The following is a 20,521-nucleotide window of genomic DNA, read 5'->3' as shown; positions in this document are numbered from 1 at the left end:
TCGCCAGACCGCGCGACGAACCACCGACGACGAGAAGGACCATGCACGACACCCTGCCTTCCGCCCCCGCCCGCCGCGACGTCCGGGCCGCCCTCCTGTGGGCGCTCGAGAACGACCGCGTCGCGCTGCTCGAGCACCGTGAGTCCACCCAGCACTGCGCCTGGGAGGCGGCCCGCGGCGCCGCCGACCGGCGACTCGTCCGACGGTGGCGCGTCGCGACGGACCACGCGCCGGTGCCCGTCGCCTGACGACTTCCACCCCGGACGCCGAGCACGGGGTCAGCCACCGTTTCCCGAGGAATCCGGTGGCTGACCCCGTGCTCGACGGCGGCTGACCCCGTGCTCGACGGTGGCTGACCCCGTGCTCGACGGCGGCCGCGTCAGCCGAGCGTCGTCGGCAGGACGGCGCCCCTTTCGCCCGACGTCTCACCGAGCACGTGCTCGGCGAGGAACGCGAGGACCACCTGGTACCAGACCTTCGCGTGCTGCGGCGAGAGGATCCAGTGGTTCTCGTCCGGGAAGTAGAGGAACCGGTGGACCGTGTCGCCGTCCGGGCTCGCCGGCAACCCCGATGCCGAGAGCAGCTCGTACCAGAGGCGCAGGCCCTCGCCGATCGGCACGCGGTAGTCCTTGTCGCCGTGGATGACGAGCATCGGCGTGACGATGTCGCCGACGAACCGGTGCGGGCTGTTCTCGAGCGCCATCTCCGGCGTCATCTCGCGCTGCCAGTAGTAGGAGTGGTCGGTCGTCGGGCCGAACTGGTCGAGCGCCCACAGGCTCGCGTGCGTGACGACGGCCCGGAACCGGTCGGTGTGCCCCGCGACCCAGTTCGCCATGTACCCGCCGAACGACCCGCCCATCGCGGCGGTCCGGGTCGCGTCGACCTCGGGCAGAGTCTCGACGTGGTCGGTGACCGCCATGAGGTCCGTGTACGGCGCCTGACCCCAGCGACCCCAGCCGCGCTGGACGAAGTCCTGGCCGTACCCCGTCGACAGCGCCGGGTCCGGGAGCAGCACCGCGTAGCCCTGCGCGACCATCAGCCACGGGTTCCAGCGCCAGCTCCACGCGTTCCAGGACCCGAGCGGCCCGCCGTGGATCCACAGCAGGAGCGGCGCCGGGTTCTCGGCGCTCGCGCCGTGCGGCAGGGCGAGCCAGGCGCGCACGCGCACGTCGTCCGACGCCGCGGTCTCGACCTCCACGAGCGTCCCCGGCAGGTCCGGGGTCGCGACGGGTCCCCGGAGCGGTGTGGCCGGGACCGGCGTCCGGGCGCCCGGCGCACCGCTGTCGAGGAACGCGCCGAGGTCCAGGCGCACCGGGTGCGAGGGCTCGAGGTAGCTGGTCCGCAGCGCGTACGCGGAACGGCCGTCGGGCGCGACCTGCACGTCCGTGAAGACGGCGTCGTCGCTCGTGATGCGCTCCGCGGTGCCGTGCTCGCCCGCGCCGTCCGGGGAGAAGTCGACGAGGAAGACCGGCCCGCGGCCGTCGTCGTCGGCCGTGACCAGCAGGCCGGAGCCGTCGGGGAGCCAGCGCGCCGACGTCGGCCAGCGGTCCCAGTGCGGCGCGAGGGTCCGCGGCGTCGCGTGGTTCTCGGCGCGCGTCGTGGGCGCGTCGTCGCGGTCCGCCGAGCCGGCGCGGCCGTCGGGCGCGTGCAGCGGCACGACGGCGAGCGTCTCCTCCGGGGCCTGCTGCGGCGTCGTGAGGGTCTCGCGGACGAACGCGACGTACGCGCCGTCGGGCGAGATGCGCGGACCGTGCACCTGCGCACCGGGCTCGTCGACGAGCGTGCGGCGCTCCCCCGTGGCCGTGTCGATCGCGACGAGCGTGCTGCGCGTCGACGCGCCCGGTCCCGGGACCTGCCACGTCGTGACGAGCGTCGTGCCGTCGGCGGATAGGTCGGCCGAGTGCTCCCACAGCGCGCGCCCGGGCGCGGTGCTGCCGTGCCCGACGCCGCGGCTCACGTCGCGCAGGTCGAGGAGCCGCGGGTCGTGGGGCACGTCGGCGGCCGACGCGGCGTCGTTCGAGGCGTCGCCGGTCGAGGCATCGTTGGCCGAGGCGCCGGGGGCGTCCGGTGCCGGGAGCGGGCGGGCGGGCTCGTCCGCGAGCGTGGTGAGGTCGGCGACGAACCGGTGCGACTGGCTCGGGCCGAGGTCGTGGTCCCAGTGCCGGACGGGGTACCCGGTGTGCAGGATCGCCGCGACCTTGGTCTCCTTGCGCGCCGTCCGGAGCTCGGCGTCGTGCGCGAGGTCGCGCGCGCTCGGCAGGACGTCGGCCGCGACCGAGACCACGGGCGCGTCGGCCGCGGCGAGCGGGCCGCCCACGCCTGCTGGCGCCGTCGCGACCACGCGGGCCTCGCCACCGCCGGCCGGGAGCAGCCAGAGGGCGGCCTTCGGGTCGTCCTCCGACGTCGCGTCGGGGTCCGGGCGGGCCGACGTGAACAGCACGTCGCCCGCGGCGGTGAACGTCGCGCTCGACTCGCCCTTGGTGGAGCGCGTGAGCCGGCGGGCGGGGTTCTGGCCGGTCGGGTCGACCTCCCACAGCGCCGTGCGGTAGGCGGTGCGCTTCGCGTCGAGCGTCTGGACGGTCGTGACGAGACGGCGACCGTCGCGCGAGAGCGCGAGCCCGCTCGTGCGCGGTATGGCGATGTACTGGTCGAGATCGTGGAACGGTGTCGACGCGGTGGCGTCGGCGGTCGTGGGACGGTCGGGCTCGGGCGCGGCGGCGTCGTTACTCACGAGTACGTCCTATCACGCCCCCACCCCGGCCCGTCGACCACCCCGACCTCCCGCCGAACACGACCTGAGGGTCGCGATAGGACTCTTCTCGACCTTCAGGTCGTGCTCGACGGCGAGTAGTGGCGTTCTCGACGAAGCGGGCTTTCGACCGGTGGTGTTTCCTCGGCGACGGGGCCCCTTCGAGTGGTGTCGAGTCGGCTCAGCTCAGTCTGATCCGGCCGATTCCGTCGGCACTCCGTCCGAGAAGGCAGTGCCGGACGCGCCCCTGAGCGTCCACAGGCCCTCGATGGGAGGGCCTGTCCACATGTGGACGCCGAGCCTTGGCGGCGGCGCCACGTCGTCTGCTCCGATCTGTCCGTGCGCACACTGACCGCTGTTCCCGCGCAGCTGCTCGCCGTCGCCCGAGCGCAGGAAGGACTCCTCTCTGCGAGCCAGTGCGACGAGCACGGAGTGGGCTCGCACCGTCGCGCCCGTCTCGTCGAGCAGAGACGATGGCGCAGGGCTACCCACGCGGTGTACGACACCGTGGCGGCACCCGTCCGGCAGAGAACCGGCACAGGTTCGCACGACCACCGACGCCGCCGCGCTGCATGGCTCGGCCTGCTTGCCTACGGTCCCGAGGCGATCGCCGTCGGGGCGTGCGCTCTGGTGCTGCTCGGGGTCGAGGGCGTGCGCGTGGATCCGGTACCCGAGGTGACGCTCCCCGGTGCACGCGCGGCGCGGTCGCGCGACGGGATGCACCTTCGTCAGTTCGACGACGGCATGACCGTCACGAACGTCGAGGGCCGGTGGGTCGCGACGCCGGACTGGGCGCTGGCCCAGGCCGTGCCGCAGATGGGGAGGTGGCGCGCCGTCGCGGCGATGGACAGCTCGCACCGGCTCGGACTGGTGTCGGCGACAGGTCTCGAACGGGCCCACGACCTGGCGCGAGGACGGCGCGGTGTGGCCCGCACCCACTCGTGGTGGGCGCAGTCGGACCCGCGTGCCGAGTCCCCGCTCGAGACGTTCGCCCGGCTCGACTGCGCGGATGCGGGAATCGCCCCGGACGATCTCCAGGTCGAGGTATTCGAGGACGGCCGGCTGCTGGGGCGGGGAGACCTCGGGTGGCGGCTCCCGAACGGCCGATGGCTGATCGCGGAGCTCGACGGGCGAGACGTGCACTCGGAGCCGGCGGCGCTGCTCCGTGACCGCGCACGGCAGAACGACCTCGTCGGGAGCGGCGCCGTCGACCTGCTGCGGTTCACCGGAAGGGACGTGACGCCGCCGGGCGCGTCGCGGCCGGGTCGGCTCGTCGTCGACGTCCACCGCCACCTGCGCCGAACACGCCGCCACTCGCCGTCGAGCACGACTTGGAGGACGGAATGAGCCCCAGAACGACCTTCAGGTCGTGTTCGTCAGGGATCGGCGGGTCAACGCGGGGTGCGCTCGTCCCGCTCCGCCATCTTCGCGAGCCTCGCGTTGTACTCGGCGAGCTCGGCGTCGCCGTCGCGGTCGGCCTGGCGGTCGCGACGCCTCGCCTCGCGCTCGTCGGACTTCGTCCACATGACGGCGACGACGATCGCGAGGATCAGCGTCGGCAGCTCGCCGATCCCCCACGCCACGCCGCCGCCACGCTGCTGGTCCTCGATGGCGCTCGGCCCCCACTCGCGGCCGAGCAGCCCGAACCACTCCGGCACGAAGAGGATCTCGCCCGACGTCAGCGCGACGCCGAAGAACGCGTGGAACGCCATCGTCGCGAAGAGCAGGAGCAGCCGCTGCGGGTAGGGCGGCCGGTGCGGACCCGGGTCGATGCCGACGAGCGCGTTGGCGAACAGGTACCCCGCGAGCGTGAAGTGCAGCAGCATCGCGAGGTGCCCGGCGTACGTCGTGAGCGCGTACTCGAAGGCGGGCGTGTAGTAGAAGACGATCATCGAGCCGGCGAAGTTCACCGCGGCGACGATCGGGTTCGCGAAGAACTGCCCGACCCGCGACGTCACGATCGCGAGCACCCACTCGCGCGGGCCGCGCGACCCGTCCTTGCGCGGCGGCACCGCGCGGAGGAGCAGCGTCACGGGGGCCGCGAGCACGAGGAAGATCGGCACGACCATCGCGAGGATCATGTGCTGGACCATGTGGGCGCTGAACAGCACGTGCCCGTACATGGCCGGCCCGCCCGACGTCACCCAGAACAGGATGACGATGCCGGTGCACCACGAGACCGTGCGCCCCACGGACCAGCGGTCGCCGCGCCGCGCGAGCCGGCGCACCCAGCCGAGGTAGACGACGAGCGCCGCGCCGCACGCGAACGCGGGCAGCAGGTCCCAGCGCCACTGGGTGAACCACAGCGCGAGCGTCGGCTCCGGGGGGAGCGGGTGGCCGGTGACGATCTCGGCGGCCGTCGGGTCGGCGAACTCCGTCTGCGGCACGGGTGGCGCCGTCGAGCCGAGCGCCACCGCGACGCCGGAGACCGCGCCCATGATCGCGAGCTCGACCGCGACGAGCCGCCAGAAGAGCCACCGCGTCGCGTCCGCGCCCGTGGCCTTCACGCCGTTGCTCGCCGCGCCCGCGGCCTTCGTGCCGTCGGTCGCCGCGCCCGCCACGCCGCGACCGGCCTGGCGACCGGGCGTCGTCGGGCCGGCGAGGCGGCGCACGACGAGCTCGCGGTGCGCGAACCCGACGACGCCGAGCACGACGATGAGCGCGACCTTGGTGAGCAGGAGGATGCCGTAGTCGGTGGTCAGCCCGGCGAGCGTGTCGACGCGGATGGTCGCGTTCGCGACGCCCGAGACGGCGACGGCGACGTAGCACCACAGGGCGATCGCGGAGTACCGCGAGACCGCGGCGGCGAAGTCCTCGCGGCCGAGCCCGCCACGCACGCGCACGACGGCGAGCGTGCCCAGCCCGCCCACCCACAGCGCGGCGCCCGCGAGGTGCAGGAACATCGACGACACCGCGAGCTCGTGCGACGCGGCGCCCGCGGCGTGCCCGGTGTTGGCCTGCAGCGCGATGGCCAGCAGCGCGACGAGCGCCGTCCAGAGCGCGCCCGTGGCGCTGCGCACGGCGAGCGCGAGCGCCGACGTGACCGCCGCGACGACGACCACCGCGAGGTAGTTGCGGCCCAGGCTCACCTGCGAGACGAACAGGCCGAGCTGGTCACCGAAGGTCTCGGCCGTGATGGGGGTGCCGGAGATCGACGAGTACCGCAGGACCACCTGCAGAACGGCGAGCACGGCCCAGGTCGCCGCGGCGGCGCCGGAGAGGCCGAGCGCGCGCCGCACGGACTCGCCCGCGGGCAGCGCGACCGCCGCGAGGACGAGCGAGCCGAGCGTCAGGGCGACGGACAGCTCGGTGAGCACGGTGACGACGGGCGTCCCGTAGCGCACGAGCGCGCCCGGGTCGCTGAACCCGGGGATCGCGGCGAACGCGCCCGAGAACGCACCGGCGGCGAGCACCGCGAGGACCGCGACGATGACGGCGAACGGCCCCGCGAGGACGAGCCACCACGGGTTCGCGGGGCGCGCGTCGGTCGGCGCACGGCGCACGGCGGTCGAGGTCACGCGACCAGGGTAGGCGCGCCACGGCGTCGGGAGGGAACCGCGGCGCCTCGCGCGACCGACGTCACTCCGCGGGAACGACGTCGCGCCGTCTCACGGGCGGGGCAGTCGCGCCATCCCGTAGACGCGCGACGCGCGCACGCGCAGGACCTGGCGCCGGTCGGCGACCATTGCGCGCCGGAACGCGTCCCAGTCGTCGTGCTCGCCTCCCGCGCCGCGGAAGGTGTCGACGAGCTCGTCGACCGCGGCGTCGTGGGGGTCGGAGGCGACCGGGCTCAGCTCCACGTCGCCCTCCACGACGGCGTAGCTCCAGAAGTCCTCGGCGCTCACGTGGAGCGAGACGCGCGGGTCCCGGGCCGCGTTGCGGGTCTTCGCCCGGTCAGCGGTCACGGACACGCGCGCGACGCGCTCGTCCGGGTCCCACGCGTACAGCACGTTGGACAGCTGCGGGCGTCCGTCGCGCTTGATCGTCGTGAGGACGCCCTGGTGGCGCGCGGCGAGCAGGGCGAGGAGGGCGGGGTCGGCGTCGAGGGCCGCCCGGGTTCCGGTGCTCATGCCCGTCCAACCGCTCGGCTCCGTGCGCGCATTCCCGGGCGCGGACCGGTGAGGCAGCGCCACGGGCGCGACGACGCGCTCGTCCCGACGGGGAGTCCTCCCCACCCGCGCCTGTGGACGGAGCCGGTCGCTCGTCAGGTCCCGCTGGCATACTGGGCCGGGTTCGCCGGGGGTCGCGACGCCCCGGACGGACGTACCCGTGCGGCCCCCGTGCCGCGCCGACGCACCGATCCTCACCCCGAAGGGCGACCCATGGCCGCAGGGCACGGCAGCATCTCGACGGCGGACCTCGACCGCGCGAGCCACCTCCTCAAGCGCATGGGCCAGGTGTTCGACCAGCGCGTCGTCGGGCAGGATGCGCTGCGCACCGCGCTCGTGAGCTCGCTCCTCGCGGGCGGCCACATCCTCCTGGAGTCGGTGCCGGGTCTCGCCAAGACGACCGCCGCGCAGACGCTGGCCGCGTCGATCGACGGCCGCTTCCACCGGATCCAGTGCACGCCGGACCTCATGCCGAACGACATCGTCGGCACGCAGATCTACAACTACGCGACCGGCGAGTTCACGACCCAGCTCGGCCCGGTGCACGCGAACGTCGTGCTGCTCGACGAGATCAACCGCTCGTCCGCGAAGACGCAGTCGGCGATGCTCGAGGCGATGCAGGAGAAGCAGACGTCGATCGGCGGCGAGAACTACCCGCTCCCCGACCCGTTCATGGTCCTCGCGACGCAGAACCCCATCGAGGAGGAGGGCACGTACGTGCTGCCCGAGGCCCAGATGGACCGCTTCCTCATGAAGGAGGTGCTGACGTACCCGACGCCGCAGCAGGAGCTCGAGATCCTGCAGCGCGTCGCGACGGGCCAGATGAGCGAGCCGATCACCGCCCCGTCGGTCTCGCTCGACGACGTCCGCTTCCTGCGCGGGCTCGTCGACGACGTCTACGTGGACGACTCGGTGAAGCGCTACGTCGTGGACCTCATCAACACGACGCGCTTCTCGGGCCCGCGCCCGATACCCGGCTTCGACCGGCACGTTCGCGTCGGCGCCTCGCCGCGTGGCGGGATCGCGCTCATGCGCGTGGGTCAGGCCCTGGCCATCCTCGCGGGGCGCGCGTTCGTCGTGCCCGACGACATCAAGGCCGTGCGGTACTCGGTGCTGCGCCACCGCCTCGTGCGCACGTTCGACGCGCTCGCGAACAACGTGCCGCCGGAGCAGCTCGTGGACGCCGTGTTCGACGCCGTCCCCACCCCCTGACCGTCCCCGCACCACCCGAGAGATCCCCCGTGCCCGACGTCTCCCGCCTCGCCCAGGTGCGTGCCCGGCTCGACCTTCCGGTCGCCCGCCGGGCCTCCGGCCTGCTCGAAGGACGGCACCGGTCGGTCTTCAAGGGGCACGGGCAGGACTTCGACGACCTGCACCTGTACGCGCCGGGCGAGGACGTCGGCGACATCGACTGGAAGTCGTCGGCGCGCGCGGGGATCCCGGTCGTCCGCCGGTTCGTGCGCGAGTCGAACCTCAACCTCGTGCTCGTGGTCGACACCGGGCGCCCCATGGGCGCGACCGCGCCGAGCGGGGAGACGAAGGCCGAGGTCGCGAGCTTCTGCTGCGCGCTCGTCGCGTACCTGGCGCGGGACCGCGGCGACCGGGTCGCGCTCGTGGCGGGCGACGCCGAGCGGCTCGTCCAGCTCCCGCCGCGCGCGAGCACGCAGGACCTCGAGGTGCTGCTCAGCACGGTCGAGGGCCTCTGGCGACCCGACGCCCCGCCGAGCGACCTCGCCCGCCCGCTCGATCGCGTGCTCTCGGCGTTCCGGCGCCGATCGCTCGTGGTCGTCGTGACGGACGAGGCGCGTCCCGCCGCGGAGCACGACCAGCTCCTGCGGTCGCTGCGCGTGCGCCACGAGGTCATGGTCGTGCAGGTCGCCGACCTGTCCCCCGTCGCGGTCGGCGGCCCGGCCGCGAGCCACCGCGAGGTCGAGGACGTCGACGGCGCGCTCCGGCTGCCCGCGTTCCTGCGCGGCCGGGCGGGGCTCGCCGAGGCCGCGGCCGGGGAACGGGCGCGGCGTCGCGCGGAGGTGGCCGACCGGCTGCGCCAGGTCCAGGTCGAGGGCGTGCTCGTGGACGGCACGGGCGACGTCGTGCAGCGTTTCGTCGAGCTGTTGGGGAGGCAGAAGCGTGCCCGCCGATGAGCTCGTGGACCCTGTGGGCTACCCGGGGTGGTGGACGGCCGTGGGGATCGCCGTGCTGCTCGTCGCGGCCGCGATCGTGTTCCTCGTCTTCTGGCTCACGCGTGCGCGCGCCGCGGAGAAGGCCGCGTCGGTGCCACCGCCGCCGTCGCCCGCCGGACCGCTCGACCCGTACGGTGCCCTGCGCACCGAGTACGAGCGCCGGCTCGACGCCGTCGCGCAGCGGTTCCACGCGGGCGAGCTCGACGAACGGTCGCTGCACCTCGCGCTCTCGGCCGAGGTGCGAGGCTTCGCGACGGGCCGGCTCGGTCAGGACGCGTCCTCCATGACGCTGTCGGAGATCCAGCAGCTCTCGGGCGCGGACGAGCTCACGCGGCTCATCACGCGCTACTACCGGCCGTCGTTCGCGGACCACGAGAACGACCCGAAGGCCCGCACGACCGACGCCGAGGACTCGATCGCGCGCGCCCGCACCGTGGTGAGGTCCTGGTGACGCCGGGTCCGCAGGGGACGTCGATCCTCTGGCCGTGGCTGTGGGCGCTCGCGGTCGTCCTCGTCGTGGCCGTCGGCGCGGCGGCGTGGTGGCTCGCGCGGCGTCGCCGCGCGCGCGACCGCGACCGGGACGTGCTGTGGGTCGCGAACACCGAGTACCTGGCCCGCGTCCCGCAGTTCGCCTCCTGGGTGCGCCGGTACCGGCTGCTCCAGGGCGCGACGGCGCTCGGGCTCCTCGTCGCGGTCGTCGGCGCGGGCGCGGTCGCGGCCCGCCCGGTCGAGACCGACGTCGTCGTCGACCGCCTCGGGACGCGCGACATCGTGCTGTGCCTCGACGTGTCCGGCTCGATGATCGAGTACGACGGCGCGGTGCTCAAGGTCTTCCAGGAGCTCGTCGACAGCTTCGAGGGCGAGCGCATCGCGCTGTCGATCTTCAACTCGTCGTCGCGCACGGTCTTCCCCCTGACGAACGACTACACGCTCGTCCAGGAGGAGCTCCAGCGCGGCATCGACGCGCTCGACAAGGACCCCGCCGACTTCGACTACACGGGCGGCTCCGACGACGCCGAGATCCTCGAGTTCGCGGAGTTCACCGCCGGCACGACGGCGAACCTCGCGGGCGCGAGCCTCATCGGCGACGGGCTCGCGACGTGCGCCCTGCAGTTCGACGCCGAGGACACGGAGCGCTCCCGCTCGATCATCCTCGCGACGGACAACTACGTGTCGGGAGAACCCATCTACACGCTGCCGCAGGCCGCCGACCTCGTCGCGTCGCGCGACATCACGCTGCACGGCATCTTCGGCGGGTCCGAGCGCTACGAGGGCACGCCGGAGGAGACGGAGTACCGGGAGACGGTCGAGGCCGACGGCGGGCTGTACTTCCTCGCCGACGACCCCGCCGCGGTGCAGGGCATGGTCGACGACGTCGTCGCGCAGCAGGCGGTCGAGCTCGACGCGTCGCCCGAGGTCGTCGTCACGGACCGCCCGACGGGCTGGTTCCTCGTGGCCGTCGCAGGGGTCGGACTCCTGCTCGTCGTGGCCTGGCGGGTGCGCCAGTGAGCGCGCGGCCGAGGGAGGTGAGGGACCGGTGAGCCTCCAGCCGCTCGTCCCCGTGTGGGCGCTCGCGCTCGTGGTCGTGCCGCTGCTCGCGCTCACGGTGTGGCAGGCCGTGGTCGCCGGCCGGCGCGGGCCCGACGGCGCCGCCCGCCCGGGTGCGCCGCGCGCAGCCTGGGTACGCCGCACCGGCGCGGTCGTGCTGCTCGCGCTCATCGGGCTCGGCCCGTCCGTCGCGTCGACGGACCGCGACACGTCGGTGACGAACGTCGACATGTTCTTCGTCGTCGACCGCACGGGCTCGATGGCCGCCGAGGACTACGGGCCGACGCAGGACCAGGAGCGGCTCGACGGCGTGCGGCACGACGTCGTGAGCCTCACCGAGGCGATCCCCGGCGCGCGCTACTCCGTCATCTCGTTCGACTCCCAGGCCTCGCGCCAGCTCCCGCTCACCACGGACGCACGGGCCATCACGTCGTGGGCCGAGACGTTCCGCCGCGAGATCACGCGGTACTCGCAGGGGTCCCTCACCGACCGACCGCTCGACGAGCTGAGGACCGCGCTCGAAGGGTCCGCGGAGCTGCACCCGGCGAACACGCGGCTCGTGTTCTTCCTGTCCGACGGCGAGCAGACCGCCGACGGCGAGCCGCGGTCGTTCGCGGACCTCGCGCCGTTGATCGACGGCGGTGCCGTGCTCGGCTACGGCACCGCGGAAGGGGGCCGCATGAAGGAGTACGACCCGGACGTCGACCCCGCCGACGCGGAGTACATCGTCGACTGGTCGCAGCCCAGCGAGGACGGCGAACCCGTGGCGGCGCTCTCGACGATCGACGAGGAGACGCTCGGCACGCTCGCCGAGCAGCTCGGCGTCCCGTACGTCCACCGCACCGAGCCGACGGAGACGGCGTCGCTCGTCGCGGGGATCGACCCCGAGCAGGTCGCCGCGGACGGCCGTCGGGACGTCACGTCGTACCGCCCCGTCGTCTGGCCGCTCGCGCTCGCTCTCGTCGTGCTGCTCGGCGTCGAGGCCTGGTTCTGGGCGCGGTCGGCGTCCCGGTCGCTCGTGCGACCGGGTGAGCGCGCGCCGTCGGGCACGGGGGTGCGCCGATGAGCTGGACCCCGCCCCCGGCACCGCCCCGGCAGCCCGGCCGCGGTCGACCCGCCGGGCACCCGGCCGCGGCGATGCGGCGTGCGCGGCTGCGGCGTCGTACGTGGTGGCTGCTGGGCACGCTGCCCGTCGTGGTCGCGCTGCTCGTGCTCGGGTTCAAGCTGACGTTCCTCGCGCCGATCGCGTCGTTCGCGAAGGGCGACTACGACGACGGCGCGCACCTCGACGCGGCCGGGACCTACGGGTCGCAGCGGACCATGAACCTCGTCGAGCCGTGGAAGGCGCACTTCAACACGGGCACGGCGAACGCCCGCGCCGGCGACGCGTGGGCGACGTACGACGCGATCACGTCGCTGCAGGAGGCCTACGACCTCGCCGAGGGCGAGACGCCCGAGGAACGCTGCATGATCCAGACCAACCTCTCGCTCGCGTACGAGATCTCGGGCGACGAGGACATGGCGTACGGCGACGGCAAGGCGGCCGAGCTCGCCGCGGTCGAGGAGGCGATCGCCGCACGCGACGCCGGCCTCCCGTACGAGGAAGCCGTCCTCGACCCGTACGGCGACGGCACCGAGCCGGACCCGGACGTGCTGCGGCAGGACGTCCAGGACTGGTACGAGTACGCCGAGCAGTCCTACGCGACGGCCGAGCAGGTCCGCGGCTGGCCCGACTGCGGGGAGTCCGAGCAGACGCCCGAGCAGCAGGAGCAGGCCGAGGCGGCGCAGCAGCGGCTCCAGGACAAGCAGCAGCAGGCCCAGGACTCGCAGCCCGAGAACCAGGACGGCGGCGACCCGCAGGAGGGCGAGGGCTCCGAGGGTGACGAGCAGAGCGAGGCGTCCGGGGGCGAGGGGTCGGAGGGCGAGGGCTCCGGGGACCAGCAGAGCGAGGCCGAGCGCGAGGAGCAGCAGCGGCAGGAGCGCCTCGAGGAGCAGAACTCCGAGGCGCGAGACGAGGCGGACCGCGAGGAGCAGGAGTACCGCGACCTGTACGGCGACGAGCCGGGCGGGTCCGACGGCGGCGACGACGGGAGCGGCAGCACCAAGAACTGGTGAGCCGTCGGTCCGGGCCCACCCTGGTGCCGTCACAGGGTCCGTGCCGAGCGTCGCCGTGGACCCTGCCCTCGGCCGCGAGCGCCGACGACCCTGCGGCGCCGCTACCGAGTGTTGACCGGGAACATCACGTCCTGCACAGTGAATCGGTGTACCGGGCGCTGGCCGTTCTCACCGTCGTCGCGTACCTGACGCTGCCTCTGGAGGCTGCGAGCGCGGAACAGCTCGTGCCGACGCTGCTGACAGGGCTCGCCTACTCCGCGCTCGCCATCCTCGGGTTCCGCTTCGTCGAAGGACGTTCCCTCGGGTGGGCGGTGGCGTACGTCGGCGTGCAGCTCGCGCTCGGGTTCGCGGTGTTCTCGCTGTCGGACGCCGCGGTGGGGGCCGTCCTGCTCCTGGTCGTCCTGGTCTCGCAGTCCGTCCTGCTCCTGCCGCTGCCGATCGCCGCGTGCGTGGCCGCCGTCGTCCCGCTCGTCCACCTCGGCATGCGCTGGCCGCACGTGCTCGGCCAGGGCTTGGCCACGCTCGCGGTCACGACGTTCACGGTCGTCGTGACCGAGCTGCTGGTGCGTGAACGGAAGGCGAGGGCCGAGCTCGCCGCCGCGCACGAGCGGTTGCGCGGATACGCCGCGCAGGCCGAGCAGCTCGCCACCACCCAGGAGCGCAACCGCCTCGCGCGGGACATCCACGACGGCGTCGGGCACCACCTCACCGTCGTGCAGATGATGCTCGAGGCTGCTCGCGCCGTCGTCCGCACGGCCGACCCGGAGCGTCTCGACACCATGCTGGCCGCAGCGCAGGACCAGTCGGGCCAGGCCCTCGCGGAGGTGCGTCGATCGGTGGCCGCGCTGCACGAGCACCGTCCGGCGCTGGCGGACGCGTTGGGGACGCTCGCCGCCGAGGCGACGGAGGCAGGCGTCCCGACCGCCGTGGAGATCCGGGGCCAGGCCCGGCCGCTCCGCGGCGAGGTGGACGAGTCGCTGTTTCGCGCGGCTCAGGAAGGCCTGACGAACGTCAGGAAGCACGCCGCGGCGACCCGCACCGCCGTCGTGCTCGACTACCGCGACGGCGAACGCGTCAGGCTCGAGATACGTGACGACGGCAGGGGCGTTCCGGAGCGACGAGGGGACGGCTTCGGGCTCGCCGGCCTGCGTGAGCGTATGGCCATCGTCGGTGGTCGGATGTCCCTGGAGTCCGCGGAGGGCGCCGGAGCCACCACCCTCGTCGTCGAGGTGCCGGGATGACGATCCGCGTTCTCGTGGCCGACGACCAGGCGCTCTTCCGTGAGGCCCTCACGACCTTGCTCGAGGTGCAGCCGGGCATCGAGGTGGTCGGCGACGCGGCCGACGGCGCGGAGGCCGTGCGGGCGAGCGCCACGCTGCACCCCGATGTGGTCCTCATGGACCTGCGGATGCCGGTGCTCGACGGCATCGCGGCGACGGCTCGCCTCCGCGCCGAGCAGCCTGCCGTCCGCGTGATCGCGCTGACGACGTTCGACGACGACGAGGACGTCTTCGCCGCGCTGCGGGCCGGGGCCGTCGGCTACCTCCTCAAGGACGTGACCTCGTCGAGGCTCCTCGAGGCGCTCGTCGCAGCCGCTCGCGGGGAGACCGTGCTGCAGCCGTCGGTGGTCGCGAAGGTCGTGGCACGGGTGGCGGAACTGCCCCAGGACGCGCCGCCGCCGGGGCACCCGCTCACCGAGCGGGAGGTCGAGCTGGTGCGCCTGCTGGCCGAGGGGCGGAGCAACCGCGAGATCGCCGGCGTGCTGTACCTCGCCGAAGGGACGGTGAAGAACCTCGTCAGCAGCGTGCTGTCGAAGCTCGGGGTGCGCGATCGCACGCAAGCGGCCCTGCGCGCTCGTGATCTCGGCATCGTCTGACGGCGAGGTCGCGGCGAGTCACTCCCGGGACGTGACTCGCGGCATGACGTTCGGCACCTGACGGCGCCGCCACGCTCCCCGAGGCTTTCGTGTGTCCCAACGTCGGAGCACGAGGAGTCGAGATGAGCCACCACGAGCAGAGCGTCCGCCGCCACCCGTCTCGACGGTTCGCGCGGCACGCCGTGGAGATGGTGATCGCCATGGTTGCGGGCATGGTCCTGCTGGAGCCGGTCTGGTCGTTCGCCTGGCCCGGGCTCACGGAGAACACCACCGCGCACGTCCTGGTGATGGCGACGAACATGTCGCTCGGCATGGCGGTGTGGATGCGGATCCGCGGGCACGGGCCAGGTCCCGTCGCCGAGATGGTCCTGGCGATGTACGTGCCGTTCCTGGCGCTGCTCCCCCTCCACTGGGTCGGGGCTCTCTCCGCCACGCAGCTCATGACGGCCGCGCACGTCCTCATGGTGCCGGCGATGCTGGCCGCGATGCTGCGCCGGCGCGGCGAGTACGGGTGGTGAGCCGCATGCGCACCGTCGCCAGGCTCGTCGTGCTCCTGCTCGCCGCGGTGGCGCTCCCGGCGGCCCTCGGCGCCCCGACGGCCCTCGGCACGCTCTCCGCGCTCAACGCCCCGCGGACCGACGGCGCCTCCCCGAGCCCGCGACCGGTGCGGTACGACCCGGCCAGGCCGACCGCGGTCGTCGTGGTCGGCGACCAGGGGGCCGTCGTGTCCGACACCCTCGCGCCCTTCGAGATCCTCGCCAGCACCGGAGCGTTCAACGTCTTCACCGTCGCGCCCGAGGGGCACCCGGTGCCGCTCACCGGCGGGCTCGATCTCGTCCCTGAGCTCACCTTCGCCGGCCTCGAGAACCTCCTGGACGGGCCTGCGGACGTCGTCGTGGTGCCCGCGATGCCGGACGTCGGCCGACCGACGACGAAGCCGGTCACCGAGTGGCTCACCACCCAGGTGAACGGTGGCGCGCTGCTCCTCAGCGTCTGCAACGGGGCCGCCGTGGTCGCCTCGGCCGGGCTCCTCGACGGCCACGAGGCCACCGCCCACTGGTTACGGATCGACGCGTGGGCGAAGACCTACCCCGCCGTCGACTGGGTCAGCGGGACGCGGTTCGTCGACGACGGGCAGGTGATCAGCACCGCCGGCGTCCTGTCCGGCATCGACGGCACCCTGCACGTCGTCCGACGACTGGTCGGAGCGAAGGCCGCGGCGGACGCCGCACGGGCGATCGGGTGGTCGTACGACGGCTCCGGCAGCCCGGCGCGGACGGAGCAGAAGCGGCTCGTGCCGTCCGATGCCGTCGTGGCGTTCAACACGGCCTTCCGCTGGGACCGTCCGCGGATCGGTGTCCGGCTCGACGACGGGGTCGGAGAGATCGAGCTCGCCTCCGTGTTCGACACGTACGGCCAGTCGCTGGCCGTGAGCACGATCGCCGTCGGTCACGGGCCGGTGCGGTCCCGACATGGACTCACCTTCGTGCCGCGCAGCGAGACGGGTGCCGGGCTCGACCGGCTCGTCGTCCCCGGCACGACCGGGCCCGACGTCGTCCCCGGGGCGGAGGTGGTGCACCTCCACCGACAGCCGGGATTCCCGTACGACGCCGTGCTCCGCGACCTCGCGCGGACGACGGACGTGGCGACCGCTCGCTGGACGGCACGGGTCCTCGAGCATCCCGTCGACGGCCTGACGCTCGACGGCCCGGCGTGGCCCTGGGCGGAGACGATCCGGCCGCTCGCCCTGGCTGCCCTCGGCGTGCTCGTGACGCTCGGCGTGCGTGCGCTCTGGCGTCGCAGGAGGTCTGTCGGCGCCGAGGCCGCGCCCACGACCGGCATCCGGTCGGCGCGCTGACGACCGAGCGGGACCGTGCCACGCGGTCCCGTCGACGTCGATCCGCCTGGCGGGCTCGGCCTGAGGCGGGCGAGCAGCCGCCGCCGCCGACGGTGGCCGACCGCGGGACGGCGGACCGACGAGCCGAAGAATCCGCACGAAGCAGAGGAGCGCATCATGGACACGAGGCAGAAGGTCGGGCTGATCCGGTTCGACCGGGCCGAACGGCCCTCCGCGACACCGAGCGGGCGTCTCGACGCCGACCGCGCGACGGACGAGGGCCTGGTGGTGCACGCGACGCGTCGCACCGAGCCGGCCGGTCCGGGGGCACGACGACGCCCGAGACCGGCAGCAGATCGAGGTGCGCGGCGATCCGCTGGACGCCGCGCACGGTCTCGCGGACCGGCTCATGAGCATCGACCTCGGGCACGGGACCCCCATCGCGTCCGCCGGCTCGGCGACCCACCGGGCGCCGCACCAGGACGACACGGTCGGGGACGTGCGGGGCGAGCCGCAGCACCTCCGGTCCTCGAAGGTCCCGCCCTGCGTCGCCCTGAACCGGGCGATCCGCCCCGCAGGCCCGCTCGACGCCGTCGTCCCGGCGTCCGCACGGAGGACGACGAGGCAGCCGACCCGGCGCACCGTGGATCTCAGTCGTCCAGACCCTCGACGAGCAGGGTCCGGGGGCCCGGTCCCTCCTCGCCCAGCTCGTCGTGCGGGTTCACGAGCACGCAGCGACGCAGCGACAGGCACCCGCAGCCGATGCAGTCGGTGAGGTGGTCGCGCAGCCTCGTGAGCTGCTCGATCCGGGCGTCCAGGTCGGCGTGCCACCCGACGGAGAGCCGGTGCCAGTCCTTCGCGGTCGGTGTGCGGTCGTCGGGGAGGGTCGCGAGCGCGTCGCGGATGCGCGCGAGCGGGATCCCCACGCGCTGGGACGCGCGGACGAACGCCACCCGGCGCAGCGTCTCTCGCGGGTAGCGCCTCTGGTTGCCGGGCGTCCGTCGGCTCGTGAGCAGGCCTTCGCGCTCGTAGAAGTGCAGCGCCGAGACGGCGACCCCGCTGCGCGCGGCGAGCTGACCGACGGTGAGCTCGTCTCCCGGCGACGGCGTGTCGTCGGCGGGCGCGGCGGCGCGGGGTGCGTCGTTGCGCGGCAGGTCGGTGCCGGGCAGATCGGTGCCGGGTAGATCAGTGCCGGGCGCGCCAGCTTCGGGCGGGCTGACAGCGACGGACGAGACGACGGCATCGGGCACGGTCGTCCCTCCTCTCGAGCCGCTCACGAAGAGCGTCACCTCGGCGCTTGACCTCAACAAATGTTGAGGTTCGAGACTAGCAGGGCGCGACCGGCCCAGGCCGCGCGGTCCGGCGCCGCCCGCCGACCAGCACCCGATCGACCACACCCAGGGAGCATCCGTGGACGCCATCCGCCTGCACGCGTTCGGTCCGCCCGAGAACCTCGTCCTCGACCAGGTGCCCGATCCGGTCCCCGGACCCGGAGAGGTCCGCGTCGCCGTGCGCGCGCACGGCGTCCACCTGCTCGACACGACACTTCGTCGGGGCGAGAGCGGCGGCCCGCTCCCGCTTCCCGAGCTGCCGACGGTCCCGGGCCGCGAGGTCGCGGGGGTCGTGGACGCCGTCGGACCGGGGGTCGACGCCGCGTGGCGCGGTCGGCGCGTCGCCGCCCACCTCGGCGCGCGGCCAGACGGCGGCGGGTATGCGCGGCTCGCCGTCGTGCCCGTCGAGGCGCTGCACCGCATCCCCGACCACGTCACCGCGCCGGACGCGCTCGCGATGATCGGGACAGGCCGCACGGCCGTCGGGATCCTCGACCTCGCGGAGCTCACGGAGCAGGACGTCGTCGTCGTCACCGCCGCAGCGGGCGGCCTGGGCACGCTGCTCGTGCAGGCCGCGCTCGCTGCCGGCGCGCGCGTCGTCGGGCTCGCCGGGGGACCTGCGAAGGTCGCGCTCGTCCGCTCCCTCGCCACGGTGCCAGGGCGAGAGGCCACCCCGGTGATCTCTCGCCCGGACACCAGCCCGGGTGGACAGCGCGTGTCAGGACCGCACGACACCCCGATGACCCCTCACCCTGACACCCGGCGCGGGACGCTCACCGCGATCGACTACCGCGCGGACGGGTGGCTCGACGAGGCGCGCACCGCCGTCGGGCCGGACGGCGCCACGGTGCTGCTCGACGGCGTCGGCGGCGATGCCGGGACGGACGCGGCGTCGCTCGTGCGCGACGGTGGTCGTCTGGTCCTCTTCGGCTGGTCCTCCGGCGCGGCGAACCGCGCGGCCGACGGGTCGGAGCGCTCGGACAGCTCTGGGGAGGGCGGTGACGTCGGCCACGACGACCGGAATTCCGGCGGACCGGCGCCGTCCCGCGACGTACGGTGGGCCGTGGGACCCCAGGCCCGACCCTGGGGAGACCTGTTCGCGCTGCAGGAGCGCGCCCTCGCGCTCGCGGCGGACGGGACGTGGCGCGTCGTCACCCACCAGGTACCCCTCGCGGAGGCGGCGCGCGCCCACCGCGAGCTCGAGGAGCGCGCCACGACCGGAAAGGTAGTTCTCGTATGACCGCGGAACCGCGCACGCGACCCGACGCACAGCCCGGCACGACCGCGAGCGAGACGGCTCGCCCGGCCGTTCCGGCGACCGGGTCGCTGACGCCCGCGACCCAGCGCACCGTCCTGTTCGGGATGGTCGCGTTCGTGTTCCTCGGGGCGTTCGAGGCGCTCGCCGTCGCGACCGCGATGCCGACCGTCGCCGTCGAGCTGGACGGCCTCACGCTCTACACGCTCGCCTTCGCGGCGTCCCTCGCGTCGAGCGTCGTCGGCATGGTCGCGTCGGGTCGCTGGAGCGACCGCGCCGGCCCGGTGACCCCCCTGTGGACGGGCATCGGCCTGTTCCTCGCCGGCCTGCTCGTCGCCGGGTTCGCGCAGGACATGCTCGTGCTCGTCGCGGGCCGCGTGCTGCAGGGCGTGGGCACGGGGCTGTACATCGTCGCGCTCTACGTGCTCGTGGCACGGGTGTTCCCCGCCGAGAGCCGCCCCAAGGTCTTCGCGGCGTTCGCCGCGGCGTGGGTGATCCCGTCGATCGTCGGGCCGGCCATCGCGGGGCTGGTCGTCGAGCACGTCGGGTGGCGCTGGGTGTTCCTCGCCGTCCCCGTGCTCGCGGTCCCGGCGCTGTTCCTCATGCGGCCCGGGATGCGGGTCGCGCGGGGCTCGTCGCCTGCGGGCACCGCACCGGACGGCCTGCCCGACGGCGCGACCGCGCCCTCGGAGGACGGCTCGCCCTCGGGCGCGGTCGTCGACGCCGAGTCGCCGCTGGACCGCACCGCCCGCCAGGCGTCGCTCGCGTGGGCGGTCGTCGCGGCCGTCGGGATCGGGGCGCTCAACTACGCGGGCCAGCTCCGCGGCGTCGGGCTCGTCCTGCTGCTCGTCCTGTCGCTCGCGGCCGTCGCCGTGGCCGTGCCGCGCCTCCTGCCCCCGGGGACGACGCGCGCCGCACGCGGGCTGCCGAGCGTCGTCGCGATCCGCGGTCTCGTCGCGGCGGCCTTCACGGGCGCCGAGGTGCTCCTGCCGCTCCTGCTGTCGCACGAGCGCGGGCTGTCGCCGTCGCTCGCGGGCGCGGTCCTGACGTTCGGCGCGGTCGGCTGGTCGACGGGGTCGTGGCTGCGCGGCCGTGCGACGTGGGGGCTCGCCCACGCGGGGTACGTGCGGCTCGGGGGGACGCTCGTCGCGCTCGGCGTCGCGGGTGCGGCGCTGCTCGCCTGGACGGCCGTGCCGCCCGTCGTCGGGATGGTCGCGTGGACCTTCGCCGGCCTGGGGATGGGCATGACGCACCCGACGCTCTCGGTGCTCACGCTCGAGCTGTCGCCCGTCGCGGAGCAGGGCGCGAACAGCTCGGCGCTGCAGGTGTCCGACGCCGTCGCCGCCGCCACCGCGCTCGCCGTCACCGGGTCGTTGCTGTGGGCGCTCCACCCGACGCTCGGTCTCGCGGCGTACGTCGTGTGCTTCGGCGTGACGGTGCTGCTCGCGGTCGGCGTCGCGCTGCTCGCCCCGCGGACCCGCCCGCTCGTCACCGCGAGATAGAACCCCCGGTCGCGAG

Annotated in this window: 18 protein-coding genes; 14 read left to right on the top strand and 4 right to left on the bottom strand. The window is 74.2% G+C overall.

Annotated elements, in window-relative coordinates; genetic code table 11:
- Positions 1-41 precede the first annotated feature (41 nt).
- Positions 42-248: a hypothetical protein gene (locus tag V5D56_RS05855; protein WP_435738114.1), complete on the top strand. Its 207-nt coding sequence runs from the start codon at positions 42-44 to the stop codon at positions 246-248.
- A 131-nt stretch (positions 249-379) separates the two neighbouring features.
- Here the strand turns inward: V5D56_RS05855 and V5D56_RS05850 are convergent, their stop codons facing one another.
- Positions 380-2,731 carry a S9 family peptidase gene (locus V5D56_RS05850; RefSeq protein WP_435738113.1) on the bottom strand — a complete coding sequence of 784 codons (2,352 nt, stop codon included), beginning with the start codon at positions 2,729-2,731 and terminating at the stop codon, positions 380-382.
- Positions 2,732-3,406: 675 nt separating this feature from the next.
- On the opposite strand from V5D56_RS05850, the gene V5D56_RS05845 reads away from it, so the two are divergent.
- Positions 3,407-4,096: a hypothetical protein gene (locus tag V5D56_RS05845; RefSeq protein WP_435738112.1), complete on the top strand. Its 690-nt coding sequence runs from the start codon at positions 3,407-3,409 to the stop codon at positions 4,094-4,096.
- A 44-nt stretch (positions 4,097-4,140) separates the two neighbouring features.
- On the opposite strand, the gene V5D56_RS05840 is transcribed toward V5D56_RS05845, so the two are convergent.
- Together V5D56_RS05840 and V5D56_RS05835 are read right to left on the bottom strand one after the other, a co-directional pair.
- Positions 4,141-6,267, bottom strand: coding sequence for a cytochrome c oxidase assembly protein (locus V5D56_RS05840; RefSeq protein WP_435738111.1), 2,127 nt, complete (start codon positions 6,265-6,267; stop codon positions 4,141-4,143).
- A 90-nt stretch (positions 6,268-6,357) separates the two neighbouring features.
- Positions 6,358-6,819: a PPOX class F420-dependent oxidoreductase gene (locus tag V5D56_RS05835; protein ID WP_435738110.1), complete on the bottom strand. Its 462-nt coding sequence runs from the start codon at positions 6,817-6,819 to the stop codon at positions 6,358-6,360.
- Between the two features lie 252 nt (positions 6,820-7,071).
- On the opposite strand from V5D56_RS05835, the gene V5D56_RS05830 reads away from it, so the two are divergent.
- The 10 genes from V5D56_RS05830 to V5D56_RS05785 all read left to right on the top strand — a co-directional run bounded on the left by V5D56_RS05830 (position 7,072) and on the right by V5D56_RS05785 (position 16,438).
- Positions 7,072-8,070: an AAA family ATPase gene (locus V5D56_RS05830; protein WP_435738109.1), complete on the top strand. Its 999-nt coding sequence runs from the start codon at positions 7,072-7,074 to the stop codon at positions 8,068-8,070.
- A gap of 29 nt (positions 8,071-8,099) precedes the next feature.
- A complete protein-coding gene (locus V5D56_RS05825; RefSeq protein ID WP_435738108.1) occupies positions 8,100-9,002 on the top strand; it encodes a DUF58 domain-containing protein in 903 nt (300 codons plus the stop codon).
- Positions 8,989-9,492 (top strand): hypothetical protein, encoded by a 504-nt coding sequence (locus V5D56_RS05820; protein ID WP_435738107.1) that lies wholly within the window; start codon positions 8,989-8,991, stop codon positions 9,490-9,492. Before V5D56_RS05825 ends, V5D56_RS05820 begins: the two co-directional genes overlap by 14 nt.
- Positions 9,489-10,550 (top strand): vWA domain-containing protein, encoded by a 1,062-nt coding sequence (locus V5D56_RS05815; protein WP_435738106.1) that lies wholly within the window; start codon positions 9,489-9,491, stop codon positions 10,548-10,550. The genes V5D56_RS05820 and V5D56_RS05815 overlap by 4 nt, the downstream gene beginning before the upstream one ends.
- Positions 10,551-10,578: 28 nt before the next feature.
- Complete coding sequence (locus tag V5D56_RS05810) at positions 10,579-11,655, top strand: vWA domain-containing protein (protein ID WP_435738105.1); 1,077 nt, start codon at positions 10,579-10,581, stop codon at positions 11,653-11,655.
- Positions 11,652-12,704: a hypothetical protein gene (locus tag V5D56_RS05805; RefSeq protein ID WP_435738104.1), complete on the top strand. Its 1,053-nt coding sequence runs from the start codon at positions 11,652-11,654 to the stop codon at positions 12,702-12,704. Before V5D56_RS05810 ends, V5D56_RS05805 begins: the two co-directional genes overlap by 4 nt.
- 146 nt (positions 12,705-12,850) lie before the next feature.
- Entirely contained in the window at positions 12,851-13,945 is a 1,095-nt protein-coding gene (locus V5D56_RS05800; RefSeq protein WP_435738103.1) for a sensor histidine kinase, read from the top strand.
- On the top strand, positions 13,942-14,580 hold the full coding sequence (locus V5D56_RS05795) for a response regulator (protein ID WP_435738102.1): 639 nt from the start codon (positions 13,942-13,944) through the stop codon (positions 14,578-14,580). The genes V5D56_RS05800 and V5D56_RS05795 overlap by 4 nt, the downstream gene beginning before the upstream one ends.
- A 122-nt stretch (positions 14,581-14,702) precedes the next feature.
- Complete coding sequence (locus V5D56_RS05790; protein WP_435738101.1) at positions 14,703-15,098, top strand: hypothetical protein; 396 nt, start codon at positions 14,703-14,705, stop codon at positions 15,096-15,098.
- A gap of 5 nt (positions 15,099-15,103) precedes the next feature.
- Positions 15,104-16,438: a DJ-1/PfpI family protein gene (locus tag V5D56_RS05785; protein ID WP_435738100.1), complete on the top strand. Its 1,335-nt coding sequence runs from the start codon at positions 15,104-15,106 to the stop codon at positions 16,436-16,438.
- A 629-nt stretch (positions 16,439-17,067) separates the two neighbouring features.
- Here the strand turns inward: V5D56_RS05785 and soxR are convergent.
- The gene (soxR, locus tag V5D56_RS05780) at positions 17,068-17,571 is read right to left on the bottom strand and encodes a redox-sensitive transcriptional activator SoxR (RefSeq protein ID WP_435738962.1); all 504 of its coding nucleotides are present in this window, start codon (positions 17,569-17,571) and stop codon (positions 17,068-17,070) included.
- A 256-nt stretch (positions 17,572-17,827) separates the two neighbouring features.
- On the opposite strand from soxR, the gene V5D56_RS05775 reads away from it, so the two are divergent.
- Positions 17,828-18,988, top strand: coding sequence for an alcohol dehydrogenase catalytic domain-containing protein (locus V5D56_RS05775; protein ID WP_435738099.1), 1,161 nt, complete (start codon positions 17,828-17,830; stop codon positions 18,986-18,988).
- Complete coding sequence (locus tag V5D56_RS05770) at positions 18,985-20,505, top strand: MFS transporter (protein ID WP_435738098.1); 1,521 nt, start codon at positions 18,985-18,987, stop codon at positions 20,503-20,505. Before V5D56_RS05775 ends, V5D56_RS05770 begins: the two co-directional genes overlap by 4 nt.
- Positions 20,506-20,521 lie beyond the last annotated feature (16 nt).

This window comes from Cellulosimicrobium sp. PMB13 (assembly GCF_051294865.1).
In the GTDB taxonomy this organism is placed as follows: domain Bacteria; phylum Actinomycetota; class Actinomycetes; order Actinomycetales; family Cellulomonadaceae; genus Cellulosimicrobium.
Note: the sequence above shows the minus strand (reverse complement) of the source record. Positions and strands in the feature narration are given on the sequence as shown.